General features: G+C 64.7%; 25 protein-coding genes. 13 read left to right on the top strand and 12 right to left on the bottom strand.

What is annotated here, in order from left to right:
* Nucleotides 1-80: 80 nt before the first annotated feature.
* The 3 genes from LDH74_RS01050 (at nt 81) to LDH74_RS01040 (ending at nt 1,824) form a co-directional block, all read left to right on the top strand.
* A complete protein-coding gene (locus tag LDH74_RS01050; RefSeq protein ID WP_226040786.1) occupies nt 81-1,007 on the top strand; it encodes an FAD-dependent oxidoreductase in 927 nt (308 codons plus the stop codon).
* Between the two features lie 148 nt (nt 1,008-1,155).
* On the top strand, nt 1,156-1,572 hold the full coding sequence (locus tag LDH74_RS01045) for a metal-dependent transcriptional regulator (RefSeq protein WP_226040785.1): 417 nt from the start codon (nt 1,156-1,158) through the stop codon (nt 1,570-1,572).
* A gap of 84 nt (nt 1,573-1,656) precedes the next feature.
* Complete coding sequence (locus tag LDH74_RS01040; RefSeq protein ID WP_226040784.1) at nt 1,657-1,824, top strand: hypothetical protein; 168 nt, start codon at nt 1,657-1,659, stop codon at nt 1,822-1,824.
* 177 nt (nt 1,825-2,001) lie between these two features.
* Here LDH74_RS01040 and dpsA read toward each other — a convergent pair whose 3' ends face one another.
* Both dpsA and LDH74_RS01030 read right to left on the bottom strand, forming a co-directional pair.
* Entirely contained in the window at nt 2,002-2,547 is a 546-nt protein-coding gene (gene dpsA, locus LDH74_RS01035) for a DNA starvation/stationary phase protection protein DpsA (RefSeq protein WP_226040783.1), read from the bottom strand.
* Nucleotides 2,548-2,825: 278 nt separating this feature from the next.
* Complete coding sequence (locus LDH74_RS01030; RefSeq protein WP_226040782.1) at nt 2,826-3,470, bottom strand: hypothetical protein; 645 nt, start codon at nt 3,468-3,470, stop codon at nt 2,826-2,828.
* Between the two features lie 118 nt (nt 3,471-3,588).
* On the opposite strand from LDH74_RS01030, the gene LDH74_RS01025 reads away from it, so the two are divergent.
* From LDH74_RS01025 to LDH74_RS01010, 4 genes are all read left to right on the top strand, one after another.
* Complete coding sequence (locus tag LDH74_RS01025; protein WP_226040781.1) at nt 3,589-3,816, top strand: hypothetical protein; 228 nt, start codon at nt 3,589-3,591, stop codon at nt 3,814-3,816.
* Nucleotides 3,817-3,909: 93 nt separating this feature from the next.
* Nucleotides 3,910-4,521, top strand: coding sequence for a thioredoxin family protein (locus LDH74_RS01020; RefSeq protein ID WP_226040780.1), 612 nt, complete (start codon nt 3,910-3,912; stop codon nt 4,519-4,521).
* A gap of 78 nt (nt 4,522-4,599) precedes the next feature.
* The gene (locus LDH74_RS01015) at nt 4,600-5,388 is read left to right on the top strand and encodes an aldolase/citrate lyase family protein (protein WP_226040779.1); all 789 of its coding nucleotides are present in this window, start codon (nt 4,600-4,602) and stop codon (nt 5,386-5,388) included.
* Nucleotides 5,389-5,516: 128 nt separating this feature from the next.
* Nucleotides 5,517-6,677 carry a mechanosensitive ion channel family protein gene (locus tag LDH74_RS01010; RefSeq protein ID WP_226040778.1) on the top strand — a complete coding sequence of 387 codons (1,161 nt, stop codon included), beginning with the start codon at nt 5,517-5,519 and terminating at the stop codon, nt 6,675-6,677.
* Nucleotides 6,678-6,709: 32 nt separating this feature from the next.
* Here LDH74_RS01010 and LDH74_RS01005 read toward each other — a convergent pair whose 3' ends face one another.
* The gene (locus LDH74_RS01005) at nt 6,710-7,828 is read right to left on the bottom strand and encodes an NADH:flavin oxidoreductase/NADH oxidase (protein ID WP_226040777.1); all 1,119 of its coding nucleotides are present in this window, start codon (nt 7,826-7,828) and stop codon (nt 6,710-6,712) included.
* A 136-nt stretch (nt 7,829-7,964) separates the two neighbouring features.
* On the opposite strand from LDH74_RS01005, the gene LDH74_RS01000 reads away from it, so the two are divergent.
* Entirely contained in the window at nt 7,965-8,813 is an 849-nt protein-coding gene (locus LDH74_RS01000) for a BtpA/SgcQ family protein (protein WP_226040776.1), read from the top strand.
* Nucleotides 8,814-8,953: 140 nt separating this feature from the next.
* Here LDH74_RS01000 and LDH74_RS00995 read toward each other — a convergent pair whose 3' ends face one another.
* The 4 genes from LDH74_RS00995 to LDH74_RS00980 all read right to left on the bottom strand — a co-directional run bounded on the left by LDH74_RS00995 (nt 8,954) and on the right by LDH74_RS00980 (nt 12,463).
* Nucleotides 8,954-10,192: a tripartite tricarboxylate transporter permease gene (locus LDH74_RS00995; protein ID WP_226040775.1), complete on the bottom strand. Its 1,239-nt coding sequence runs from the start codon at nt 10,190-10,192 to the stop codon at nt 8,954-8,956.
* Between the two features lie 222 nt (nt 10,193-10,414).
* Entirely contained in the window at nt 10,415-10,765 is a 351-nt protein-coding gene (gene rpl12p / locus LDH74_RS00990) for a 50S ribosomal protein P1 (RefSeq protein ID WP_226040774.1), read from the bottom strand.
* 23 nt (nt 10,766-10,788) lie between these two features.
* Complete coding sequence (locus tag LDH74_RS00985; protein ID WP_226040773.1) at nt 10,789-11,829, bottom strand: 50S ribosomal protein L10; 1,041 nt, start codon at nt 11,827-11,829, stop codon at nt 10,789-10,791.
* Between the two features lies 1 nt (nt 11,830).
* Nucleotides 11,831-12,463: a 50S ribosomal protein L1 gene (locus tag LDH74_RS00980; protein ID WP_226040772.1), complete on the bottom strand. Its 633-nt coding sequence runs from the start codon at nt 12,461-12,463 to the stop codon at nt 11,831-11,833.
* A 296-nt stretch (nt 12,464-12,759) separates the two neighbouring features.
* Here LDH74_RS00980 and LDH74_RS00975 point away from each other — a divergent pair, with 296 nt between their 5' ends.
* The gene (locus tag LDH74_RS00975) at nt 12,760-13,368 is read left to right on the top strand and encodes a hypothetical protein (protein ID WP_226040771.1); all 609 of its coding nucleotides are present in this window, start codon (nt 12,760-12,762) and stop codon (nt 13,366-13,368) included.
* A 199-nt stretch (nt 13,369-13,567) separates the two neighbouring features.
* Here LDH74_RS00975 and LDH74_RS00970 read toward each other — a convergent pair whose 3' ends face one another.
* From LDH74_RS00970 to LDH74_RS00955, 4 genes are all read right to left on the bottom strand, one after another.
* Nucleotides 13,568-14,056, bottom strand: coding sequence for a 50S ribosomal protein L11 (locus tag LDH74_RS00970; RefSeq protein ID WP_226040770.1), 489 nt, complete (start codon nt 14,054-14,056; stop codon nt 13,568-13,570).
* A gap of 104 nt (nt 14,057-14,160) precedes the next feature.
* Entirely contained in the window at nt 14,161-14,463 is a 303-nt protein-coding gene (gene cutA / locus LDH74_RS00965; RefSeq protein ID WP_226040769.1) for a divalent-cation tolerance protein CutA, read from the bottom strand.
* Between the two features lie 111 nt (nt 14,464-14,574).
* Nucleotides 14,575-14,766 carry an HEWD family protein gene (locus LDH74_RS00960; RefSeq protein WP_226040768.1) on the bottom strand — a complete coding sequence of 64 codons (192 nt, stop codon included), beginning with the start codon at nt 14,764-14,766 and terminating at the stop codon, nt 14,575-14,577.
* A gap of 135 nt (nt 14,767-14,901) precedes the next feature.
* Nucleotides 14,902-16,413: a phosphoenolpyruvate carboxykinase (ATP) gene (locus LDH74_RS00955; RefSeq protein WP_226040767.1), complete on the bottom strand. Its 1,512-nt coding sequence runs from the start codon at nt 16,411-16,413 to the stop codon at nt 14,902-14,904.
* A 274-nt stretch (nt 16,414-16,687) separates the two neighbouring features.
* On the opposite strand from LDH74_RS00955, the gene LDH74_RS00950 reads away from it, so the two are divergent.
* The gene (locus LDH74_RS00950) at nt 16,688-19,267 is read left to right on the top strand and encodes a chromosome segregation ATPase (protein ID WP_226040766.1); all 2,580 of its coding nucleotides are present in this window, start codon (nt 16,688-16,690) and stop codon (nt 19,265-19,267) included.
* Between the two features lie 114 nt (nt 19,268-19,381).
* On the opposite strand, the gene LDH74_RS00945 is transcribed toward LDH74_RS00950, so the two are convergent.
* On the bottom strand, nt 19,382-19,513 hold the full coding sequence (locus tag LDH74_RS00945; protein ID WP_226040765.1) for a rubrerythrin-like domain-containing protein: 132 nt from the start codon (nt 19,511-19,513) through the stop codon (nt 19,382-19,384).
* 237 nt (nt 19,514-19,750) lie between these two features.
* Here LDH74_RS00945 and LDH74_RS00940 point away from each other — a divergent pair, with 237 nt between their 5' ends.
* The 3 genes from LDH74_RS00940 to LDH74_RS00930 all read left to right on the top strand — a co-directional run bounded on the left by LDH74_RS00940 (nt 19,751) and on the right by LDH74_RS00930 (nt 20,935).
* The gene (locus LDH74_RS00940; RefSeq protein ID WP_226040764.1) at nt 19,751-19,933 is read left to right on the top strand and encodes a hypothetical protein; all 183 of its coding nucleotides are present in this window, start codon (nt 19,751-19,753) and stop codon (nt 19,931-19,933) included.
* Nucleotides 19,934-20,085: 152 nt separating this feature from the next.
* Nucleotides 20,086-20,676 carry a class I SAM-dependent methyltransferase gene (locus tag LDH74_RS00935; protein ID WP_226040763.1) on the top strand — a complete coding sequence of 197 codons (591 nt, stop codon included), beginning with the start codon at nt 20,086-20,088 and terminating at the stop codon, nt 20,674-20,676.
* A 118-nt stretch (nt 20,677-20,794) separates the two neighbouring features.
* Nucleotides 20,795-20,935: a rubrerythrin-like domain-containing protein gene (locus LDH74_RS00930; RefSeq protein ID WP_226040762.1), complete on the top strand. Its 141-nt coding sequence runs from the start codon at nt 20,795-20,797 to the stop codon at nt 20,933-20,935.
* Nucleotides 20,936-21,043: the final 108 nt, after the last annotated feature.

The following is a 21,043-nucleotide window of genomic DNA, read 5'->3' as shown; positions in this document are numbered from 1 at the left end:
GACGGTGACGACGCACCCGACATCCGCGAAGACGAACAGCGCTTCGACCACCAGCAGATTGCAGAAAGCAGGTTCAACCAATGAGTGTAATCGATACTGATCGAGCGGAGACGACGTTTGATCACGATGTCGTCGTCGTTGGCGGCGGCCCCGCGGGTTGTGCAGCAGGCGTCTTCACGGCCCGGTACGGCCTGGACACGGTCATCTTCGATCGCGGACGCTCCTCGATTCAGCGATGTGCCTACCTCGAGAACTACCTCGGCTTCCCCGCGGGGATCGACATCGAGACGCTGTACGGGCTGCTGCACGATCACGCCGAGGAGGCGGGCTGTGAGATCGCTCCCGATCTCGTCGAGTCGCTCGAGCGCATCGACGACGGCGAGGGATTCGTCATTAGCCTGCAGGACGGGGAACCGGTTACCGCTCGTCGAGTGATCGCGGCCACGCGCTACGACGGCGAGTACATGCGCGGTCTCGACGACGAGACGGCGATGTTCGAGACGCACGAACACGACGGCGAGGAACACGAGCACTTCGACAAGGGGTACGCCGAGAGCGACGGGACGACGCCGGTCGAGGACCTGTTCGTCGCGTCGCCGTACGGCGAGACCGGCTATCAGGCGAGCATGGCCGCCGGACGCGGCACGCGGGTCGGGATCACCGTCGTCGAGGACGTTCGACGGGAAGCGGGGTACCCCGACGCCGTGGCGAACTACTACGACTGGATGCGACGAGAGGCGGAACTGGACGGTGAGTGGAGCGACCGGGATCGGTGGCGGGAGTATTTCGACGACCGAGTGCCCGATGATCACGACCTCGAGGCGAATCGCCTCACTGAGATACGCGAGCGGGAAATCGACCGGAGGCTCGAGACGTATCTCGCCGACGACGATATCGAACGGCGGATCGAACGCGGACACGAACGACTGCTCGAGCACATCGACGACGACCTGATCGTCGAAGCGGCGCGCGAAATCGAAACCGAACGCGAGAACGGAGGGTCGTGATATCACTCCCGACAGTACGATGGCGGATCCCGAAACGCGGCTCGCAGCCGATGCCGTCCCACGGCCGCGCTCGAGCGTGAAGAAGCGCCGCGTCTGCGCGTCGAGATTCGGATCCGCAGCGATCGTCCACACGTCGATTCACTGACCGATGACTGGGGTCTCCCACTACCTTCTCGTTCTCTATCTCGCGGAACAGCGGGGCTCGCCACCGATTTCACCCGGGCACGTGGCCGACGCGGTCGATCGCTCGCCGTCGGCGACGACGGAGATGCTTCAGCGGCTCGAATCCGACGGCTACCTGACGTACGAACCGTACGACGGAGCGACGCTCACGGCCGAGGGGCGAGCGACCGCCGAAGAACTGTACGAGACCTACGATACCCTTTCGCGGTTCTTTCACGACGTGCTCGGACTCGACGAGCACGAGAGCGAGGCGATGGAACTGGCGGGAGCGGTTAGTCCGACAGTCGTCGATCGCCTCGCATCGACGCTTCTCGCTGATGGTGACGACCCGTCTGAAGACGCGGTAAGGTCGCTCTCTTCCACACAGTCGGACCCCCGGTGAGCCGAGGCTTCCTTCTCGGACACGACCGATGACGACTGATCGAAACCGCACTCTTTTTATTTTAGGCCTGCCTAAACAGAGTCAATGACTACCGGTACGCAATCGGATGCCGAACGTGACTCCGAACCGGATGCGGCCCACGGACCCGAGATATCGGTCTGCGAAAGCGGTCCTGACAGAGTCGTCTTCATCGAATCCGGGAACACTGAGGGATGGATTTCGAGCGACCGCGTCGTCGAATCGACTCAATAGCTCGTCTTCCAGCGGCTGCTTTCCCCTCGAGCTCTATTACGATTGCGTTCAGCGCCCCCGTCAAGTAGTAGTTATCGAGATATTCTTCGGCATCGATCGGGATCGAAATCGAACTGAAACTCTCGGAGCGAACCCACGAGAGACCACTCGGAACTCGGTTGCGGTCGACCGCTCGAGTTACTTCGTCGCTGATTCGAGGACGAGGGTGTCGTCTTCGAGGTAGTGTTCGATGTGGTGGGTGTGTTCTTCGATCGTCTCGAGTTGCTCGCGAAGTATCTGCCCCGTCGCGTAGTCGCCGAGCCCCTCCGCAAGTTCGATGTGCTGGCGGTAGCTCTCGATCATGTCTCCCATCATGTCGAGGTCGTTGGCCAGTGAGGTTCGGATATCGTAGACGTCTTCGTCTTCGGGCTCGACCGTCGCGTTCTCCACGAGCGTCGTCATGCTCGCATGTGGAACGCCGCCGAGCGCCTGGAGTCGCTCTGCGAGTTCGTCGGCCGCGGCTTCGACGTCCTCGTAGACCTCCTGGAGGAAGACGTGGACGTCGAGGAACTCCGCACCCTCCACGTTCCAGTGGTGCTTGTGGAGTTGATGATAGAGGACGTACGCGTCCGCCAGATCCGTGTTGAGCGCGTCGATAATCTGCTCGGCCTTTTCCGTGTCGAGTCGAAGCGCGTTCGATTCGACCGTGTCCGCTGCCTGTCGAGTGGTCTTTTGCGTGTTCATCACGTCCGATACTTGGTATGGAAGCCCCTTATAACTTTTCAATTTACGAACTATTTTTCGTACTGCCTAAACTATCGGTACCACCTCGTTATCCCCAGTACGCTCCGAACGTTCCGGAGTGCGTTCGCGCCCAGTACGAATTCCGTCCGAAGACAGGAGGACCGTTCCGCGGTCGGTATCGCTCGAGAAGATCGATCGTCGGGTTCGCGAAGCGACCGCGATGTACTATCCGCGACGCGCGGCAAAAACTGCACAGACAGTGTCGCGACCGGCACGGATCAACGATAATTCTTGAACAGAAGCGCCCGGACGTCGTCTTTCGTCTGGACCTGTTCGCTCGAGCCGTCCGGGAGTTCGACGCTGTACCGGTAGTCCGCCGAACTCGACTCCTCCCACTTGTCGTCGTGGGTCTCGAGCAGGCTCATCATCTCGTCCAACATATCGTCGTCGTCGGCCGAGCCGTCTCCGTCCGTCTCCTCAGCCGAACCGTCTCCGTCCGCGGTCTCGTCGTTCGATTCTCCCTCGTCGGTCGCTTCCCCGTCGTTCGCTCCGTCGTCGGTCGATCCATCGTCGGCGTCCCCGTCGTTCGCTTCGTCAGACTCGGACTCCGGGTCCTCGCTCTCCTCGTCCACGATCTCGTCGGCCGACGGCGTCTCGCCTTCGACGTAGGAGACCTCCTCGAGTTCGTGCGGATCGGTTTCTCCGTCGATGGCGGCACCGACGGACGCGGCGACGTCGTCGGTGGCCGAGGAGTCGAACTCGTCGGCGTCGATTTCGACGTCCTCGTCGAGATTGTCGATCAGGAACTGGACGGCGTCGCGTTCGCGGACGAAACCGTACTTGCCGACGACCGATTCGGAGATCTCCTCTCGGAGGTACTGGATGAACGCGTACTGTTCGTCGGTGACCTCGAGCGTCTTCATACCCTGTCGATGCGGCCGGGGGTACTAATATGTAAGTCGTCACTGGCCTCGTTGCGAACTGATCTCGACTCACGGAGCGCTGGAATTAAGGAGCTTCGACGGCCAGATCCGGACGATCATGGACGACGTACTCGACTTCGTTGATGTCGTCGCCGATTCGGAACTCGAGGGCGCGTTCGTGTGGCTGCTCCGCCTGGTCGGCCTGCTCACCGTGCTGGCCGGCCTCGGCCTCTGGCTGCTGACTGACATGGGACTGCTCGTCGTCCCGCTCGCCCTGATCGTCGTCGGGCTCGCGGTGGCGATCGCCCCCGACGTTCTCCTCTCGATCGCGGAACTCTTCGGCTAGGGTCCTCGCGGGGTAGCCGCTGGGAACGGCCCCGGCCGAGCGGGTCGCTTCAGCGAACGTGACGATTAAGGACGAACGAGACGAATCAACGGTATGGTCATGAAAGAGTCCGACTCCGCACTCGAGGCCGGCGACGCTGCGCCCGACTTCGAACTCGAGGGCGTCGACGGCGAGACGTACACGCTCGAGTCGTTCGCCGACGCCGAGGCGCTGTTGCTCGTCTTCACCTGCAATCACTGCCCGTACGCGCAGGCGAAGTTCGGCCTGCTGAACGAACTGGCCGACGAGTACGACGATGTCGCAGTGGTCGGAATCAACCCCAACGACGCCGAGGAGTACCCCGACGATTCCGTCGAGAAGATGCAGGAGTTCGTCGCCGAGGGGGAAATCGACTACGACGCCTATCTACGCGACGAGAGTCAGACGGTTGCCCGCGAGTACGGCGCGGTCTGCACGCCGGACCCGTTCCTCTTCGCTCGGCGCGCGGCGCAACGCGCCGCGGAGGGGCGAGCGGCAGAGCCGCGAGCCGAGGACGGCGAGTTCGAACTCGTCTACCAGGGCCGCCTCGACGACGCGCTGAACCCCGACGACGAACCGACCCGGGTCCACATCCGCGAAGCCATCGACGCCGTGCTGGCGGGCGAGGCCGTCGACCTCGAGTGGCAGCCGTCTCGAGGCTGCTCGGTCAAGTGGAAAGACGAGTAGGGGCTGATTCGACGCGGAACATCTGATCGGGGCGCTGTCGGAGCCCCGGTTTAAGTGCTGGGCGTGGTAGGGTTGGTCGTGAGCCATCAGCCCCGCGGTAATGCACTCCGCGAGACCCTCGAGTCCGGCGAGGTCGCGCTCGGGGTCCTCGAGAATACGTACAGCCCGACGGTGGTCGAACTCTACGCGGCGCTCGGCGTCGATTTCGTCTGGATCGACCTCGAGCACGGTGGTCCGAGTCCGCGGGACACCGGCCAGCTGGAAGCACTGCTTCGCGCGGCGGACGGTACCGACACGGAGCTGCTGGTCCGCGTGCCGGACACCGATCCCTCGCTCGTTCGGAAAGCCCTCGATGCCGGCGTCCGAAACGTCTTTCTTCCACGGGTCGGGAGCGCCGAGGAACTCGAGGCGGCGGTACGAGCGGGCCGGTTCGAGTACGACGGCGAGCCCGGCCGACGCGGTATGGCCAACCCGCGTGCCAGTCGCTGGGGGCTGACCGACGACTACGTGACCAGCGAGGACGAATCGGCCGTCGTCGGCGTCACGGTCGAGACCGAGTCGGCCCTCGACGATCTCGAGGATATCCTCGCGGTGCCAGAACTCGGCTTCGTCTTCATCGGCCCGCTCGATCTCTCGGTCTCGCTGGGCCATCCGGGCGAGTTCGACCATCCGACGGTCGAGGAGGCCGTCGAGACGATCCGGTCGGCCGCCGTCGAGGCGGACGTTCCAGTGGGCGGACTCGGATTCGGTATGGATGACGTCAACCAGAAGGCTCGAAACGGCTATCAGATGCTGAATATCGGGACGACGACCGGCGCGTTGCAGTCCTCGGTCACGGGCTGGTTGGACGACTACGACGAGACCTGATCAGTTCCACGTCGCCCTCGTTTCGTTGGAGAGTGACCGTCCGGCTGGCGGAACAGCCCACGGCGACGGCGGGGTTGCAACTGCCGGGTTAGTCCTCACGCCCGCCGACTGACTATCACGGACGCTGAATGTCCCGCGTCTTATCGAGCGTCTTCCCGCTCCAATCGCCCCTTCGTCCGGATCCGATTCCCTGGCTTCAGGAAACCTATCTGGCGTCGTTCGAGGCGAAACTACTCGCGACGTTCCTCCTCGTCGCGTTGCTCCCGCTTGGAATCGAGATCGCCGACCGCGTTCGACGTGTATTCCGCCGCCGGTACGGCAAGCAACTCGCCGAAGCGAGTTCCGTCCTCGTGCTCGCCGGGTTCGTCGTCGCTGCCGTCTACGTCTTCGGCGTCATCTGGCAGGTCACGTATCTCCTCAGGTATACGCTCGAGACGATGCTGATCGATCGGTGGCTGGCCGCCCGGCAGCTGATCACCGCCGCAGTGATCGTCACCGCCTATCTCGTGATGCGGTTCGTCAACCGCTCGATCGACAAGCTGTCCCAGACGAAGGCGCTCACGAAACATCAGAGCGAGGTCGCCTATCACGTCGCCGACATCGGAATCGTCGCCTTCGCCGGGACCGTGTTGCTCACCCTCTGGGGAATCGATCTCACGAACATCTTCCTCGGTGCGGGCGCGATCACGGCTATCGTCGCACTGACGGCTCGAGAGACGTTGACGGCCATGATCGCCGGGTTCATCCTGCTCTTCTCGCGCCCGTTCGCCGTGGGCGACTGGATCGAGGTCAACGAGACCGCCGGGATCGTCACCGACGTCACCATCTTCACGACCCAGATCCAGACGTTCGGCGACAAGCACGTCCTCGTTCCCAACGATAAGGTGACCAACAGTCCGCTGACGAACTACTCGAAGAACGATCAGCTCCGGGTCGACGTCGACGTCGGCGTCGATTACGACGCCGACCTCGAGCGTGCCCGCTCCACCATCGTCGAGGGGGTCGAAGACCTCGAGGAGATCAAGAACGCGCCCAACCCGCAGGTGATCGCCAAACGGTTCGACGATTCGTCGGTGGTCGTCGAGTGTCGCGTCTGGATCAGCGATCCGACGATGCGCCGCAAACTCGACGCCCAGACGGCAGTGATCGATGCGATCAGCGACGCCTTCGATCGCGAGGGAATTACGATTCCCTACCCGCAACGGGTTCACTCCGCTCGCGACGAGCCCGGGTTCCGAGTGAGCGGGCCGAACCCCGACGAAACCGAACTCGGAACGGTCTCCGACTGAGAGCGCCGGTCCGCCGCGTTCGACGGGAGTGCCTATCGCTGGACCGCACGCCGGTACTGCACCGGCCACTCCGCCGCGGCGTCGTCCGGATCGCGCTCGAGGTCGTCGGCCGCGCGGAGTCCGAAGTACGGATCGCGCAGGAACTCCCGGCCCACGAGCACGAGGTCGGCTCGACCGTTGCGAATCAGCGCGTCGGCCTGTTCGGGTTCTGTGACGCCGCCGACCGCGCCGACGGCGACGTCGGCACCCTCTCGGACCTGCTCGGCCAGTGGTACCTGAAAGTTCGGCCCACCGGAGATCGCCTGATCGGGGTGGAGCCCGCCCGAACTGACGTCGACCAGATCGACGCCCAGCTCGGCGAGCGCGTCCGCCAGCCGCACCGACTGCTCGATATCCCACGACTCGCGGTCGTCGAGCCAGTCCGTGCCGGAGATGCGGACGAAAATCGGCTTGCCGTCGGGCCAGACATCGCGGACGGCGGCGACGACCTCGCGGACCAGCCGCGTGCGGTTCTCGAAGCTGCCGCCGTAGTCGTCCTCGCGGCGGTTCGTCACCGGCGAAAGGAATTCGTGGAGCAGGTAGCCGTGGGCCGCGTGGACCTCGGCGATCTCGAAGCCCGCCTCGAGCGAGCGTTCAGCCGCGGCGCGGTAGGCGTCGATCACGCCCTCGATGTCGTCCTGATCTGCCGTTCGCATCGCCGGTCGGTCGCCGTCGAACGGCGGATACGCCTCCGGCGACGGTGAGAGGACCTCCCAGCCCGACGCACCGTCGGGATCGGTCTCGTCCGGCCGAATCGGGACGTTACCGTCCCACGGTCGCTTCTTGCTGGCCTTGTGGCCCGCGTGGGCGAGCTGGATCGCCGGCACCCCGCCCTGCTCGCGGACGAACTCGGTGATCGGCTCGAGTGCGGCGGCGTGCTCGTCGCTCCAGATTCCGAGGTCGTGAGGCGTAATTCGGCCGGCGGGCTCGACGGCCGTCGCTTCGGTCATGACGATACCGGCACCGCCCACGGCCCGGCTTCCGAGGTGGACGCGGTGCCACTCGGTCGGGAGCCCGTCCGTCTCGCAGGAGTACTGGCACATTGGAGAGACGGCGATTCGATTTGTAGACTCTATATCACGTATCGACAACGGAGAGAGTACGTCGGCCATCGATCGAGGGTAGCCACGCCGGCGAGAAAACGGCCGTGAAGGGAGCGGGGATTGCCGACTCGAGAAAGGTCGAGGTTGAGGGGCCACCCGATGGAGTACCACGGCCACTTATTCCGCCGGCGGTCCGAGTACGGACATGACCACGAACGGCCCCGTGCTGGATCGATTCGATGCCGGCCGCCCCGTCATCGGGATGGTTCACCTCCCGGCGCTCCCCGGTGCACCGGGATTCGACGGCGACCGCGAGGCCGTTCGAACTCGCGCGCTCGAGGACGCCCGCCGGCTCGAGGCGGGCGGAATCGACGGCATCATCCTCGAGAACTTCGGCGACGCACCGTTCTATCCGGATTCTGTTCCGCAACACGTCGTCGCCGAACTGACCGCTATCGCGACGGTCCTGACCGACGCCGTCGACGTCCCGGTCGGCATCAACGTGTTGCGAAACGACGCCACCGCAGCGGTTTCGATCGCCGCGGCCGTCGACGCCGATTTCGTTCGCGTTAACGTCCACGTCGGCTCCGCCGCGACCGATCAAGGGATCCTCGAGGGGCGCGCCCACGAGACGCTCCGGCTTCGCGACCGGCTCGAGACCGACGTGTCGATTCTCGCGGACGTCCACGTCAAACACGCGACGCCGATCGGTGAGGCGGATATCGGGCGCGCGGCGCTCGAGACGGTCGAACGCGGGAACGCCGACGGCGTCATCGTCTCCGGCTCAGGAACAGGCGTCGAAACACCAGTAGCAGCCACCGAACGCGTCACCGATGCACTCACCGAGCAGGACGATCCCGGACCGCCCGTATTCGTCGGGAGCGGCGTGACGAACGAGACGGTGGACGACTACCTCGAGGCGGGCGCGGACGGCGTCATCGTCGGCACCGCACTCAAACGCGGCGGCGTGACGACCGATCCCGTCTCGCAGGAGCGCGTCGCGGCCCTCGTGACGGCGGCTCGAGCGGCGGGCACGAGTTGCGGATCCGAGTAGTGGACTCGAGTAGCGGACCCGAGTAACTGATCGATTTACGGCGACTCATACAGCGGGGTCAGACAGACTGTTGTGACGGCTTCCCGGCGCGACTGCGACCGTCCTGCGGGTGCGCCGAAAGCGACGTCCAGCGGCCCCCATCAGAGCCCGAGCATTAGCGGTCCGATCAGGACGCCCATCAGATGCACGCGTCGACAGCGCAATCGAACCGGAACCATTCCGACCGCGGTCGCGACGAGGAAGATCACGATGCCAACCGGACCGGTAAACAGGTACGAGAGCCCCAGCAGCAAGACGAGAACCGCACCCGAAATTTTCCAGTACGGGAGCCGACCGACGAGGTCGAGATAGGCGTCCCCGGCGACGATAACGAGCGCGAAGCCGACCAGCCCCGCGAGGACCACGCTCGCGAGCAAAACCGGTAACTCGAGCGGGGCCGCAGTTCCCTCGAAGGCGACGAGCACGCCGGTTCGGGGCTGCCCGATGGCGACCAACGCGAAGAGAGCGAAGATCGTGTTGGCCGTGTCGACGCCGCTGGTCGCGACGATATACCCGCGGTCGCTAGCGCCGTTCGGAACGACCGCCAGCACTGCGACGGCCGCGATGGCGGCCGAGATACCGGGAATGTAGCCGACCACGGCCCCTGCGAGCGCGCCGGCGAACGCCGTCGTGCCGACGAAACGCCGAGAGGTCGTGATCTCGTCGCCGTCCTGTGGCGGGATCCCGCTGCCGCGAATCGCGTCGATCAACACGGGCGCACCGAAGAGGCCGGCGAACAGCGGCGCGAGAGTGCCGCCCGCCTCGAGGGGGGCGTCCGCGGTGAGATCCAAGGTGAGCGCGCCGAGACCGGTCGCGAGCCCGAACGACAGCAGGCCGCCGAGTCGACCACGCCACGTGCGTTCCGACGCGATCAACGCGACCGCCACCATCGCGAGCAAAAGCGACAGGTGTGCCCGGATCGTGGGATAGGCGGCCGTCACCGTCCACGTGACGGGTACCGCGAGCGGCACCGCGGCGAGGACGGCGAGAATACTGCCGAGCGCGGACAGTCGAACGGCCTCGTACCCCCGCCCCTCGAGCACCATCCGATGACCCGGCAGTGCAGTGACGGCCATCTCCGCGTCGGGGACGCCGAGCGCCATCGCGGGGACGGCGTTACAGAACGTGTGAACGACGCCGGCCGCGAGCATCGCACAGCCGACGAACAGCGGCGGGCCGGGTACGGAGGGTGCGACCCCCGCCAGCAAGAACGCGAAGTTGTTCGCGTGCAGTCCCGGGACGAGCCCGCTGCAACTTCCCAGCAGCGAGCCGGCGAGCACCCACGCGAGTAACTGCACCGCCAGCGCTGGCTCGACGACGAACTCGACCGGGGCGGGCATCGCTGACTCTGGCCGCGCCCTGGTTTATATGATGTCGGACCGATACCGCCCCGCTCGAGCGGGGAGTCTGCCCACCCGGGTGGGGAATCACCCAGATTCGGCAGGGTCTCGCCCTAATCGAACGGAATCGAATCGCCTCGAGGCGGTGCAGCGTCGCCACTCTCCCTCGAGCCGAAATAAAATGGATGGTAACAGCTCGTCGAAACCGGATCGACGTGAGCGTTATCCGAAGAGTTCGCCGAGACCCTCGCCGTCGGCCTCGTCGTCCTCGTCGTCGTCGTCCGTCGTGTCCGGCACGTCGCTGGTCTCTTCGGCTTCCTCGTCCTCGTCGCCGCCTTCGTCGGCAGCGGCCTCGCCGCCCGCGGCGCCGCCTGCGGCGGCTCCACCGGCGGGGACGGCGGCGGCCTCGGAGACTGCCTCGTCGATGTCGACGTCCTCGAGCGCGGCGACGAGCGCCTTGACGCGGGACTCTTCGACGTCGACGCCGGCAGCGTCGAGCACGTTCGTCAGGTTGTCTTCGTTGATCTCTTCGTCCGATTCGTTCAGGATGAGTGCAGCGTATACGTATTCCATTGTTGGATCCTCTGTTGGTAGTGTTATCCGAACATCTCGCCGAGACCGGCCGCGCCGTCACCGTCGTCTTCGTCGTCATCGTCGGCGTCTTCGGTCTCAGTCTCGGTCTCGTCTTCGGTCTGGTCGTCTGCCGATTCGTCTTCGTCGTCGGCCGCCGCCGGCTCGGCGGCCGCCGCGACGTCCTGAAGCTCGTCAGGAAGTGCCTCCTCGTCGTCGATCTGGGCCGCGAGCGCACGCAGCTGTGCGTCGGCCTTGCTGACGAGGTCAGGCATGAGGGCTTCGTCCTCGATGGCGGCCTGCAGGCCGAGGCTCTTGGCCTCGCCCGTGGCCTTGGCGATGAGCGTCGGAGCCGTCGTCGCGGTCGGGAAGCTCGCGTTGAGCGAGAGGTTCCGAGCGCGGGCGGCGGCCGTCGACACGTCGCTCCGGTAGGCGTCGACGTCGATGTCGAGGTCCTCCGGACTGAAGAGCACGCCGTCGGCGATGACGGCGCGAAGGTCGAGACCGACCTCCTTGGGCTCGATACCGAGCTCGTTGAGGACGTTCGTCAGGTCCGCGGAGACGGTTCCGCCGGCCTCGAGGACCGTCGAGTCCTCCATGACCTGGATCGACCCCTCTTCGATGCGCGCGTTCGCGCCGACACCCTGGAGTTCACCGACGAACGGCCCCGGATCGACACCGGTGTCCCCTTCGGGGATGACGATGTCGTTCGGGGCGACTTCGCCCTCGTTGATCGGTGCGGGCGTCTTGGACGCCTCGAGCTCCTTGTACAGCGAGAACGGGTTCTCGTCGGTTCCGACGATACCCACCTGCCCCTCGATGTGCTCGACGAGGTCGCCGAGTCCGGCGTCCTCGAGCGCACGCGTCTGCAGGGTGTTGCGGCTGACGCGCAACACGGCGGTTCCGTGCAGGTCGCGGCGCATATCCTGGAGCTGCTTCGAGGGAATGCCGGCGATGCCGACGACGCCGACGCTCTCGTACTCGTCGATGATCTGTGCGAGCTCGTCGACTTCCTCTTTCTTCCACTGGGGAAGGTTCTCGGTTTTGCGTTCAGCCTGTGCGCTCATTCTAGGCCACCTCCACGGACGGCCCCATCGTCGTCTTCACGTAGACGGCGTCGATGTTCTGGGGCCCCTTCTCGAGGTCGGCGTGCAGTCGGCGCAGGATGACGTCGATGTTGTCGCCGATATCTTCGGCATCCATATCTTCGGCGCCGACGAGCGTGTGGAACGTTCGTCGGTCGCCGGAGCGAAGCTGCACGGTACTTTTGAGTCGGTTGACGGTTTCGACGACGTCGTCGTCGGGCGCGAGCGGGTCCGGCATCTTCCCTCGGGGACCGAGAACGGTACCCAGGTGCCGGGCGATGTCTTGCATCATCGACTCTTCGGCGATGAAGAAGTCCGTCTCGTCGGCCATGTCCTTGGCTTCGTCGTCGTCCAGATCGGCCACGTCGTCCCCCGAGAGGACCTCGTCCGCCGCCTCTTCGGCGCGGACTGCGGTCTCACCCTCGGCGATAACGACGATGCGAGTTTCCTGGCCGGTTCCGGACGGCAGGACGATCGACTCGTCAACGCGGTTCGACGGTTCGTTCAGGTCTAAGTCGCGCAGATTGATCGCGAGGTCTACCGTCTCGGTAAAGTTCCGGTCCGGCGAGTCCTCGAGTGCGCGGGCTACTGCTGTGTTAATATCCGAATCTGCCATCGTTCACCTCCGTAGTACGCAGGGTGTGCTCCTACGGGTCAGTGAAACAGGCGATGCCTGTCTCCCTTGGACCAAGTGTCATCCCGAACTTAAACCCGTCGAACTGCGCGTACGCCCCAGTTCTGGCCGAACGCGGTAGTTTTCCCCCTCGATCCCGACGTCGGTGGTGCTCGTTGTCCGACCGATTCCCTACTGACCTCACATTTCGCTTAACCGATACCGTCACGATAGTCTCCAGGAATAGAGGGTCACGATAATCGAAAGTTCTAATAGACGACATAGTGTATCACACTTCCATGTGGCCATTAGACTTATATACAATGGTTGGACTACCGGTCCTTGATTCGGTCGTCCCGGTGTCGGGGAATGGGGGGTATCTCGAGGCGTATCGTTCGATCGAACCGATCGTCCGGGCGGGGGTCCAGTTCGCCGGGACGGTACTCGTCGCGACGGTCGTTCTCGGAATGTTTCTGGGGTACGGCACGCGCGCAGTGACAAAATTCCGCCACAGCCCGATCATCTCCTGTTGTATCGGGTTACCAGCGCTGCTCGTCGTTGGCGGCCTCGCAAGCACGGGATATCTTCTCGTGGATACGAGCGTCGGGATCTTCTTCGGGATTCCGATGGTGATTCTCGGTGCGGCGGTCCTGCCGGTGGCGACGGCGATCGGCTTCACCGCGATCGGCCGCACCATCGCCTCGCGGTTCGGTACCGATCGGCTGTGGGTCGGCGTCCTCGTCGGCGCACTCATCAGCGGACTCGCCGGACTGTCGCTTCCGGCGACCGTCGTTCTCGCCGGCCTCGCGGGCGCACTCGGTCTCGGTGCGAGCATTCGCGTCCTGTTCGGCGGCCTCGGGACGGCGCGGCCGGACGACCGAACCGTTCCGCCCGCGAACAAGATCTGACGTTCTCGGCACTCTGAGTGGCTTGAATCGGCCGCTAACCCGATAGTATACGTATCGAACACCGGTTCCTCGGCCGCCATTGGTCGTCAACGCGTCGCTGATTCGCTCCGTGACGACCGCAGTCTGCACTCGAGACGCGACCAGCTCGATGGTCGCTACTGACAGTCGCGAAAACGAAGACGTGATTTTTGTTCGTGGACTACGCTGCCGCTTCGTCCGCAAGCACGTCGTCGTACTCACCGTTGTCGACGAGTTCCTTGAACTCGCGGGCGTCGTTGCCCTCGATGGTGACGCCCATCGACGCGCAGGTGCCAACGACTTCCTTCGCGGCGTTGATCGTGTCGTAGGCGAGCAGGTCGGGGTGTTTCTGCTCGGCGATCGTCTTGACCTGTTCGACGGAGAGGTCCGCGACGAAATCCTTCTGGGGCTCACCGCTCCCGGTCTCGAAACCGGCCTCGTCCTTGACGAGCGCCGCCGTCGGCGGAACGCCGACGTCGATCTCGAAGGAGCCGTCGTCGTCGTAGTCGACGGTGACGGGGACTTCGGTGCCGTCGAACGCTTCGGTCTGATCGTTGATTTCCTGTACGACGGCCTGCACGTCGACGGGGGTCGGTCCGAGCTCGGGACCGAGCGGCGGGCCAGGGTTGGCCTGACCGCCCGGAACGAGCACTTCGATGGTTCCAGCCATACCCGTCACAACCCGTGCGCGAGTTTTAAGGGTTGCTAATTCGGGTAGTCCTCGCCTGTGAGCGACTGACGTGCGAGCGGTCGACTGGATCTCGAGCGTGAGCGCTACTCGACGCTCTCCGCTCGCCACGTCGCGAACGACTCGAGGACGGCGTCCTCGTCGAATCGCTCGAGACAGGGTACGTCGTCGGGATGCAGATCGCGGACGCGTGCGACGAGTTCGTCGTACGCCTCGTCGGTCGTCTTCGCGAGGAGAATCGCCTCGTCGTCGTGGTGGATCTTCCCCTCCCACCGATACGTCGAGCTCGTCGACAGTCGATTCACGCAGGCGGCGAGTCGCTCCTCGACCAGCGTCTCGGCGATATCGTCGGCCGCCTCCGGCGGCGCCGTGATGTAGACGCTCGGCATGGATGAAGCGACGCTCGAGACGGGGAAAAAGTGTGCTGTCACGGTGTGGGGAACGACCGTTTGTCGCGTCGGGATCGACCGGGTCTCGGGGCGATCGGGTGTCAGGTTCGGTCAGGTATCCGGGCCATCGACCGGATTGAACGTGCCGTTGATGTCCCACTCGTGAATGCAGTGTGGATTGCCAACCTGTTTCTCGCCGTCTTCGCGAGCGAGTTGCCACGCCTCGAGGGTTTCGTCCCATACTTCGCCGCGACCGCACTCTTCGCAGACTCTCGCGGTCGGTTTTCGTACCTGTGCGCTCATTACCCAACCGTGAGAACTCGACACATATAACGGTATTCGTGTGCGGCAAGTGCCGCCCCGCCGATCGGGGACGATATCGGGTCTGAAAACCGGGTGTCCCGCTCTGGGGGCGACTCTCGAGCGATGATCGACCGCTCAGTAGACGGCGTCTTCGATCTCCTGACGGAGGTCGTCGAACTCGGCGAGGTAGTCGCGACGCTCGGCGCGCAGGTCCGCGAGCGCGCTCTCGTAGTCGTCGACGTGGTCCGGGACGTAGTAGTCCTCGATGTCGAGTCCCGGGATCGAGGTGGGGATCGTCAGGTCCGTTTGCTCGTCGTCGGTCCACTGGATGGTTCCGCGAGCGGCCTCGGTGAGGATCGTCACGGACTCGGTGACGCCGATATCTTTCGATTTCTCGCCGAGATAGCCCGTGTTGATGACGTAACAGTCGATATCGAGAATGTCGATCAGCTCGTGGAAGATGTTCCCCTCTTCGCCTTCCGAGCCGATGATGAAGGGGTTCGTTCCGACGACGCGGATCGACTCGCCGGCGCGCGCCGGGTCGCCCGCGCTGGTTTCGATCGACTCGCCGAGCATGAAGGCGACGGCGGCCTGTTCTCTGTTCAGCTTGGCGACCGGCGGCATCAGGGGGTTTCGGGTGATGAAGAAGAGCTGATCCATCCGGCCGAGATCGATCTCGTCGTCGGCGCTCTCGAGTTCGTCACGCTGGACGATCGCTCGTGAATTAGAGGTGTACCGGTCCTCGTCGAAGTGAACGGTGCCGTCGTCATCGACCGCGACGTTCTCGAGGATCGCCGACTCGGCGGTCGCGGCCTCATAGAGTTCGGGTTGCTCGTCCTCGCCGAGGCCGATCGTCTTGATGAACAGTCCCTTCCCTTCGCTGCCGGCGACGGTGCCGTCGGAGAGGAGGCCGCAGACGTCGTCCTGAAGCATAGCGGTTCCTTCCGGTTCCTCGAGCCAGCAGCCGTGGGAGGTCAGCGTGGACTTCCCGGTCGCGGAGAGTCCCATGAACACCTGTCCGACGGTCTGGAGTTCACCGTCGTCGTCTCGGACGCGGGCGCGCTTGCTGCCCGCGTGGAGTCCGAGGCCGCCCTGCTGTTTGATCCGATACATGAACAGCCGGAGGAACGACTTCTTAGCTTCACCGATGTAGTCCGTACCGAGGACGGTCGTCACGCCGGTGTCGGGCAGGACTCGGATCTCGGTTTCGTCGTAGTCGGGCAGGTGGACGGTGTAGAGGTCGGGATCCCGCCCGTCGGACGGATCGAACAGGGACGCCCACGCGTAGGCGATTCGGGCGTGCTCGACGGGGACGAAGAGGCGACAACAGAAGGTCGCGTTCGGGTGGCGTCCCATCAGTCGATCGACGCAGAGCATCTCGCGCTCGCCCGCGAGATCGATGGCATCGTCGACGAGTTCGTGATCGCGGTCGGTAAACTCGTCGTCGACTGTGTTCTTCGTCCGATCCGCACTCCGCGAACGGACCTCGCTGACGTACGACGCCGAGCCGAACTCGGTCGTCGTCTCGTCGGGTTCGGCGAGTTCGCGGAGTTCCTCGAGCGACGGATTGTACCGGACGTTCGACGCTGCGGTCGGATCCGGAAGCTGACGGACCAGTGGACGGGACTCCGTCCCGGTTTCAGACATACACGTGATCCACCATCATCCTGATAGTTAAACGTGAGGATTTCTCTCGTCGTATGCTACGGACTCACCAGGGACGATGTGTCGTACGCTGTCTATGCCCCGGTAACGGACGGGAATACCGATTTCGAACCGCTCGCCCAACGACCCGTGTGCAGGGCCGTCACAAGTATTCAGATGTGAGATAATTCTCGGGAGATTCTCTCGCGGCGAGCCGATTTTCACATCTGGTACTGCGGGGGGAACTTCCAATAGGGCGGTTCGAGTTGCCGAGGGCATGCATTACGGTCTCGACATCGGACCAGGGGCGATCCGGGTCGCCACCGACGCCGGCGACGGCCCGACGATCGACTCCATCACGCCGGTCGCGGTACCGGTCGACGAGGGGAGTCTCGAGGCTGCTGGGCTTTCGGGGACCGGCAGCACCGTCCGGGTGGACGGAACGACGCACGCGGTCGGCGCTGCCGCTCGAGCGGTCGCCGACGCCGACGGTGCGGCCGCGAACGCGGAACCGGAGTCGCTGTTCGCGGCCGGCGTCCTCGCGACGAAGACTGCAGTGGACGCGCCGGCCGCGCTGGACGCGCTCCTCGACGACGTGCTGGGCGATGCGACGGACGGGCGACTCTGTTATACGACGCCGGGTTCGCTCGCCGACACGGCGGCACCGACCGACGCGCACCGCGAGGCCGTCGAGTCAGCGCTGGCAGATCGCGGGGTCGACGCGACCCCGATCAGCAAGGGCTTCGCCGTCGTCTACGATCAGCTCGCGGCCGACAACTACACCGGGCTCGGAATCTGTCTCGAGTCCCAGACGACGAGCGCCGCGTTGGCGTACTACGGTGTGCCGGCGATGGCCGTGACGATCGCGAACGGACGCGAGTGGATCGTCGAGCGCGCGGCCGGGGAGACCGGGCACGCGCCGGCACAGGTCGCCGGCGTGCTCGAGGAGTTCGTCCTCGATCCCGACGCGGCGGCGGGCGAGATCGAGAACGCGCTCGCGGGAGCCTACGACGCGCTCGTCGCCGAACTGATCGACGCGATCCGGGCGGAAGCCGACGAGACCGACGTCCAGCAGGGGCTCTCTGTCCCCATCGCGATCGGGGGCGACGGGACGATCGAGGGCGTCGAGTTCCTCGTCGGCGGTCGATTCGATGCGGCGGCGCTCCCGTTCTCCGTTCGGGGCGTTCGACTCGCGGATGACCCCGCCGAGAGCGCCGCAAGAGGGGCACTCGCCGCCGCTCGAGACGATGTCGAGGCTTACGATGCGGTCACCTGGTCCGAGTCCGCCGCAGACAGCGACGAGACTGACGGAGTCCCGAACACCGCCGACGTGACCGCGGGAGCCGAGGGAGCCCAACAGACCGAGCTCACGTTCGACGAGGCCGCAGCCAGCGACGCGGCTTCCGACCGCGAGGACGACGCCATCGACCAGCTGTTCGACCGGCTCGCGAACCGCGACGACGAGGTTCGGTCCGTCCGCGACGATCTCGAGGCGCTGTCCGCGGACCTCGAGTCCGTCGAGGAACGGACGGCCGCCGCCGACGAGGTGGACGAACTCGACGAGCGCCTCGAGTCGTTCGGCGACGATCTGACCGACCTCGCGACCGAGAGCGAGACCCACGCGAGCGACTCGGCCGTCGCCAGTCTCGACGCCGAAATCGAGCGCCTCGATGACGAACTCGAGGCGCTCTCGGACGCGCTCACAGCGCTCGCGGACGACATCGACGACTACGACGATGCGCTCGAAGATGTCGAGTCGACCGCTGCAGACGAACGGGCCGACCTCGACGACCGGATCGACGATCTGGCAGGCGACCTCGAAGCCGTCACCGACCGGACGGCGACAATCGACGAGGAGATCGACGAGGTGCGGACGGACCTGGAAGACTTCGAGGCGACTGCCGCGACCGAGGCAGCCGTCGAGGAAATCGCCTCGCAACTGAGCGACGACGTCGACGACCTCGAGGCGGGCATCGAGCGAACCGGGACGCGCATCGATGGGGTCGCCGGCCGACTCGAGGAGCTAACGACGCGTCTCGATGACGTTTCGGGCCGCCTCGAGCGACAATCCGACCGAACCGACGCGCGCTTCGACGCGGTCGAGACGACGATCGACGAGGAGATCGAGCGCCTCGAGACGATGGTTCGCGATCTCGACGAGACGATTTCGACGGTGACTACGCAACTGAACGATCTCGAGACGCGCGCGGCCGGTGCGGAGACGGTCGACGGCCTCGCGGCGGACCTCGAGACCGTCGACGGACGGATCGACGACGTTCGGGCGACACTCGAGGAAGAGATCGCTACCCTCGACGACGATATCGACTCGATCGCGGAGCGGATCGACGACGCCGACGCCGGCGCGAACGAAACTGCTGCCACCGGACTCGAGGACGACGTGTCGGCCATCGCCGACCGCCTCGAGTCGCTCCAGACGGACCACGACGAACTCGTCCGGGCCGTCGAATCCAGTCCGGACGAATCGGCGGTGCAAGCGCTCGAGGAGATTCGGATGCTCGACTCCGATATCGACTCTCTGGACGAGCGGATGGCCGCGGTCGCCGAGCAGCACGCGAGTCTCGAGAAACGGATCGAAACGATGGGTGCACGGATCGGAGAGATCGAATCCACCGGCGAACGAGACGACGATGTCGAGGCGCTCCGGACGGAACTCGAGGCCGTTCGCGGCGAGGCGACCGCTACGCCGGCGCTCCCGTCATCGATTATCGCCGGTGGCGGGGGAGCGGGCGTCGTCGCCGGCAGTGTCACCGCCCTCGCCGGCGACGCCGTGATCGGAGTTGGGGCCGCCCTCATCGGACTCGTTCTGATCGGCGTCGCGGTGGGACTCGCCCGCTGACGGGTAGTGCGGTGGTCCCAACCGCGGACGTATCGTCGCGGGAACCACAAAACAGGGCCACTTCGGCGGCACCGCTCGAGGGAGCCGACGTCGTACTGACCGGCGCGGAACTGGCTATTCGCGGATCAACTCGACGTTTCGCATCTCGCCCCCGCACTGTTGGCAGGTACTGAGGAGTGCGTCGCCGACCGTTTCCCGCCGGCCACAGTTGACGCACACGTACTCGCGTTGCTCCTCGAGCGTCATATGGTAACATATATACTGGGTTAGGTTAACTCTTTCCGTGATAAATCCGCGCCGGACGGACAGCGAGATGGATGGACTGACCGCGATCGCCGCCGCTCGTCTCGGGAAGTGACTCGGACTCGACTGAACCGATCCGAACCGACGGATCTTGTGACATTGTCATTATATGCCATACTAATTATAATAGATCCTAACGGGCGAGACTTATATGATAGTTCCTGATAGACTCCGGTACCGATGGCAGCCACTACGTCGACTGACTGGAGCGACCCGATCACCTGTCCGTTCTGTGGAGACGAACTCGCTTCGCCCGGTGCCGGATTCGTCGATCACATTCACGACAACGCCGAGTGTGAGAACGGGTTCGAACACTGGCGGGAGAATCTCGCCGGCGACCTCGCGGGCGAGTGGGCCGGGTGAGCCGACAGCCGATCGGTCGACGTTCGAGTCGTTTCGTGTTCCTCACTTTCTCCGATCAAACTGAGCTGCGATGAGCGTCTTTCCTCAGTTTGAGTCGTGCGTTCCGTACTCAACAACACAACGCGGAAGTCCGGTCGACCCGGACCAGTCGTATGGGCTATCATACGTTTCCGGTCGATCGCGCGGACGCGCTCGAGGATCCCGGTCGCTACCGGTACTGTTCCCGCGAGGAACTGCTGGCGATGCTCGAGCCGTCGGCCGACGGCGTCGTGGCCGATCTCGGCTCCGGAACAGGGTTCTACGCTGACGACGTCGCCCCGTTTGTCGAGACGCTGTACGCCGTCGACGTGCAGTCTGCGATGCACGATCGGTATCGGGAGAAGGGCGTCCCCGAGAGCGTCCAGTTCGTCACGGCCGAGATTTCGTCACTGCCGTTCGACGACGATCACCTCGGCGGTGCGTACTCGACGATGACCCACCACGAGTACGCGCCCACGACGGTCGGGGGCGCAGATACCGAGAGCGACGACCGCGGGTCGCTCGAGGAACTCGCACGCGTGATCCGTCCCGGCGGCCGATTGGTGACGGTCGACTGGTCCGCAGACGGTGATCCGGAGATTGGCCCGCCCCTCGAGGAACGGTTCGGGCTCGACGAAGCGACGACCCAGCTCGCGAACGCCGGCTTCGACATCGAGCTGGCCTGCGACCGACCGGCGACGATCGCGATCGTCGCGACGCGTTGACGACGATCTCTGGACGAACGGTCAGTATAATATCTAATTTAACCTCCTTCAGTTGTTCGTATCGAATGAGAACTGTTTGAACGTAACGCTTTTTCGTGAGAATGTGTGGCTGTCTACCATGGTATACGACGATCCGTACACGCCCGAACGAGCGTACTACGAATGCCTGGACTGTGGCCACCGCGAGACGACCGACTCGCTCGAGTCCTGTCCGAAGTGCCACGGTCGCGTCCGAAACATCGCAGTCGCACGAGAGTGACGGCACGGCCGGTCCAGTTCTCTGACGGCTGGTTCAGTTCCTCCGACGGGCAGTGCGGCTGGCGCGGTTCGTCCTCGCGTCGGTTTCACTGCGCTCGTCTTTCGCTCG

Source organism: Natrinema sp. DC36, from assembly GCF_020405225.1.
In the GTDB taxonomy this organism is placed as follows: Archaea; Halobacteriota; Halobacteria; order Halobacteriales; family Natrialbaceae; genus Natrinema.
This window is presented reverse-complemented; position numbering and strand designations above follow the sequence as displayed.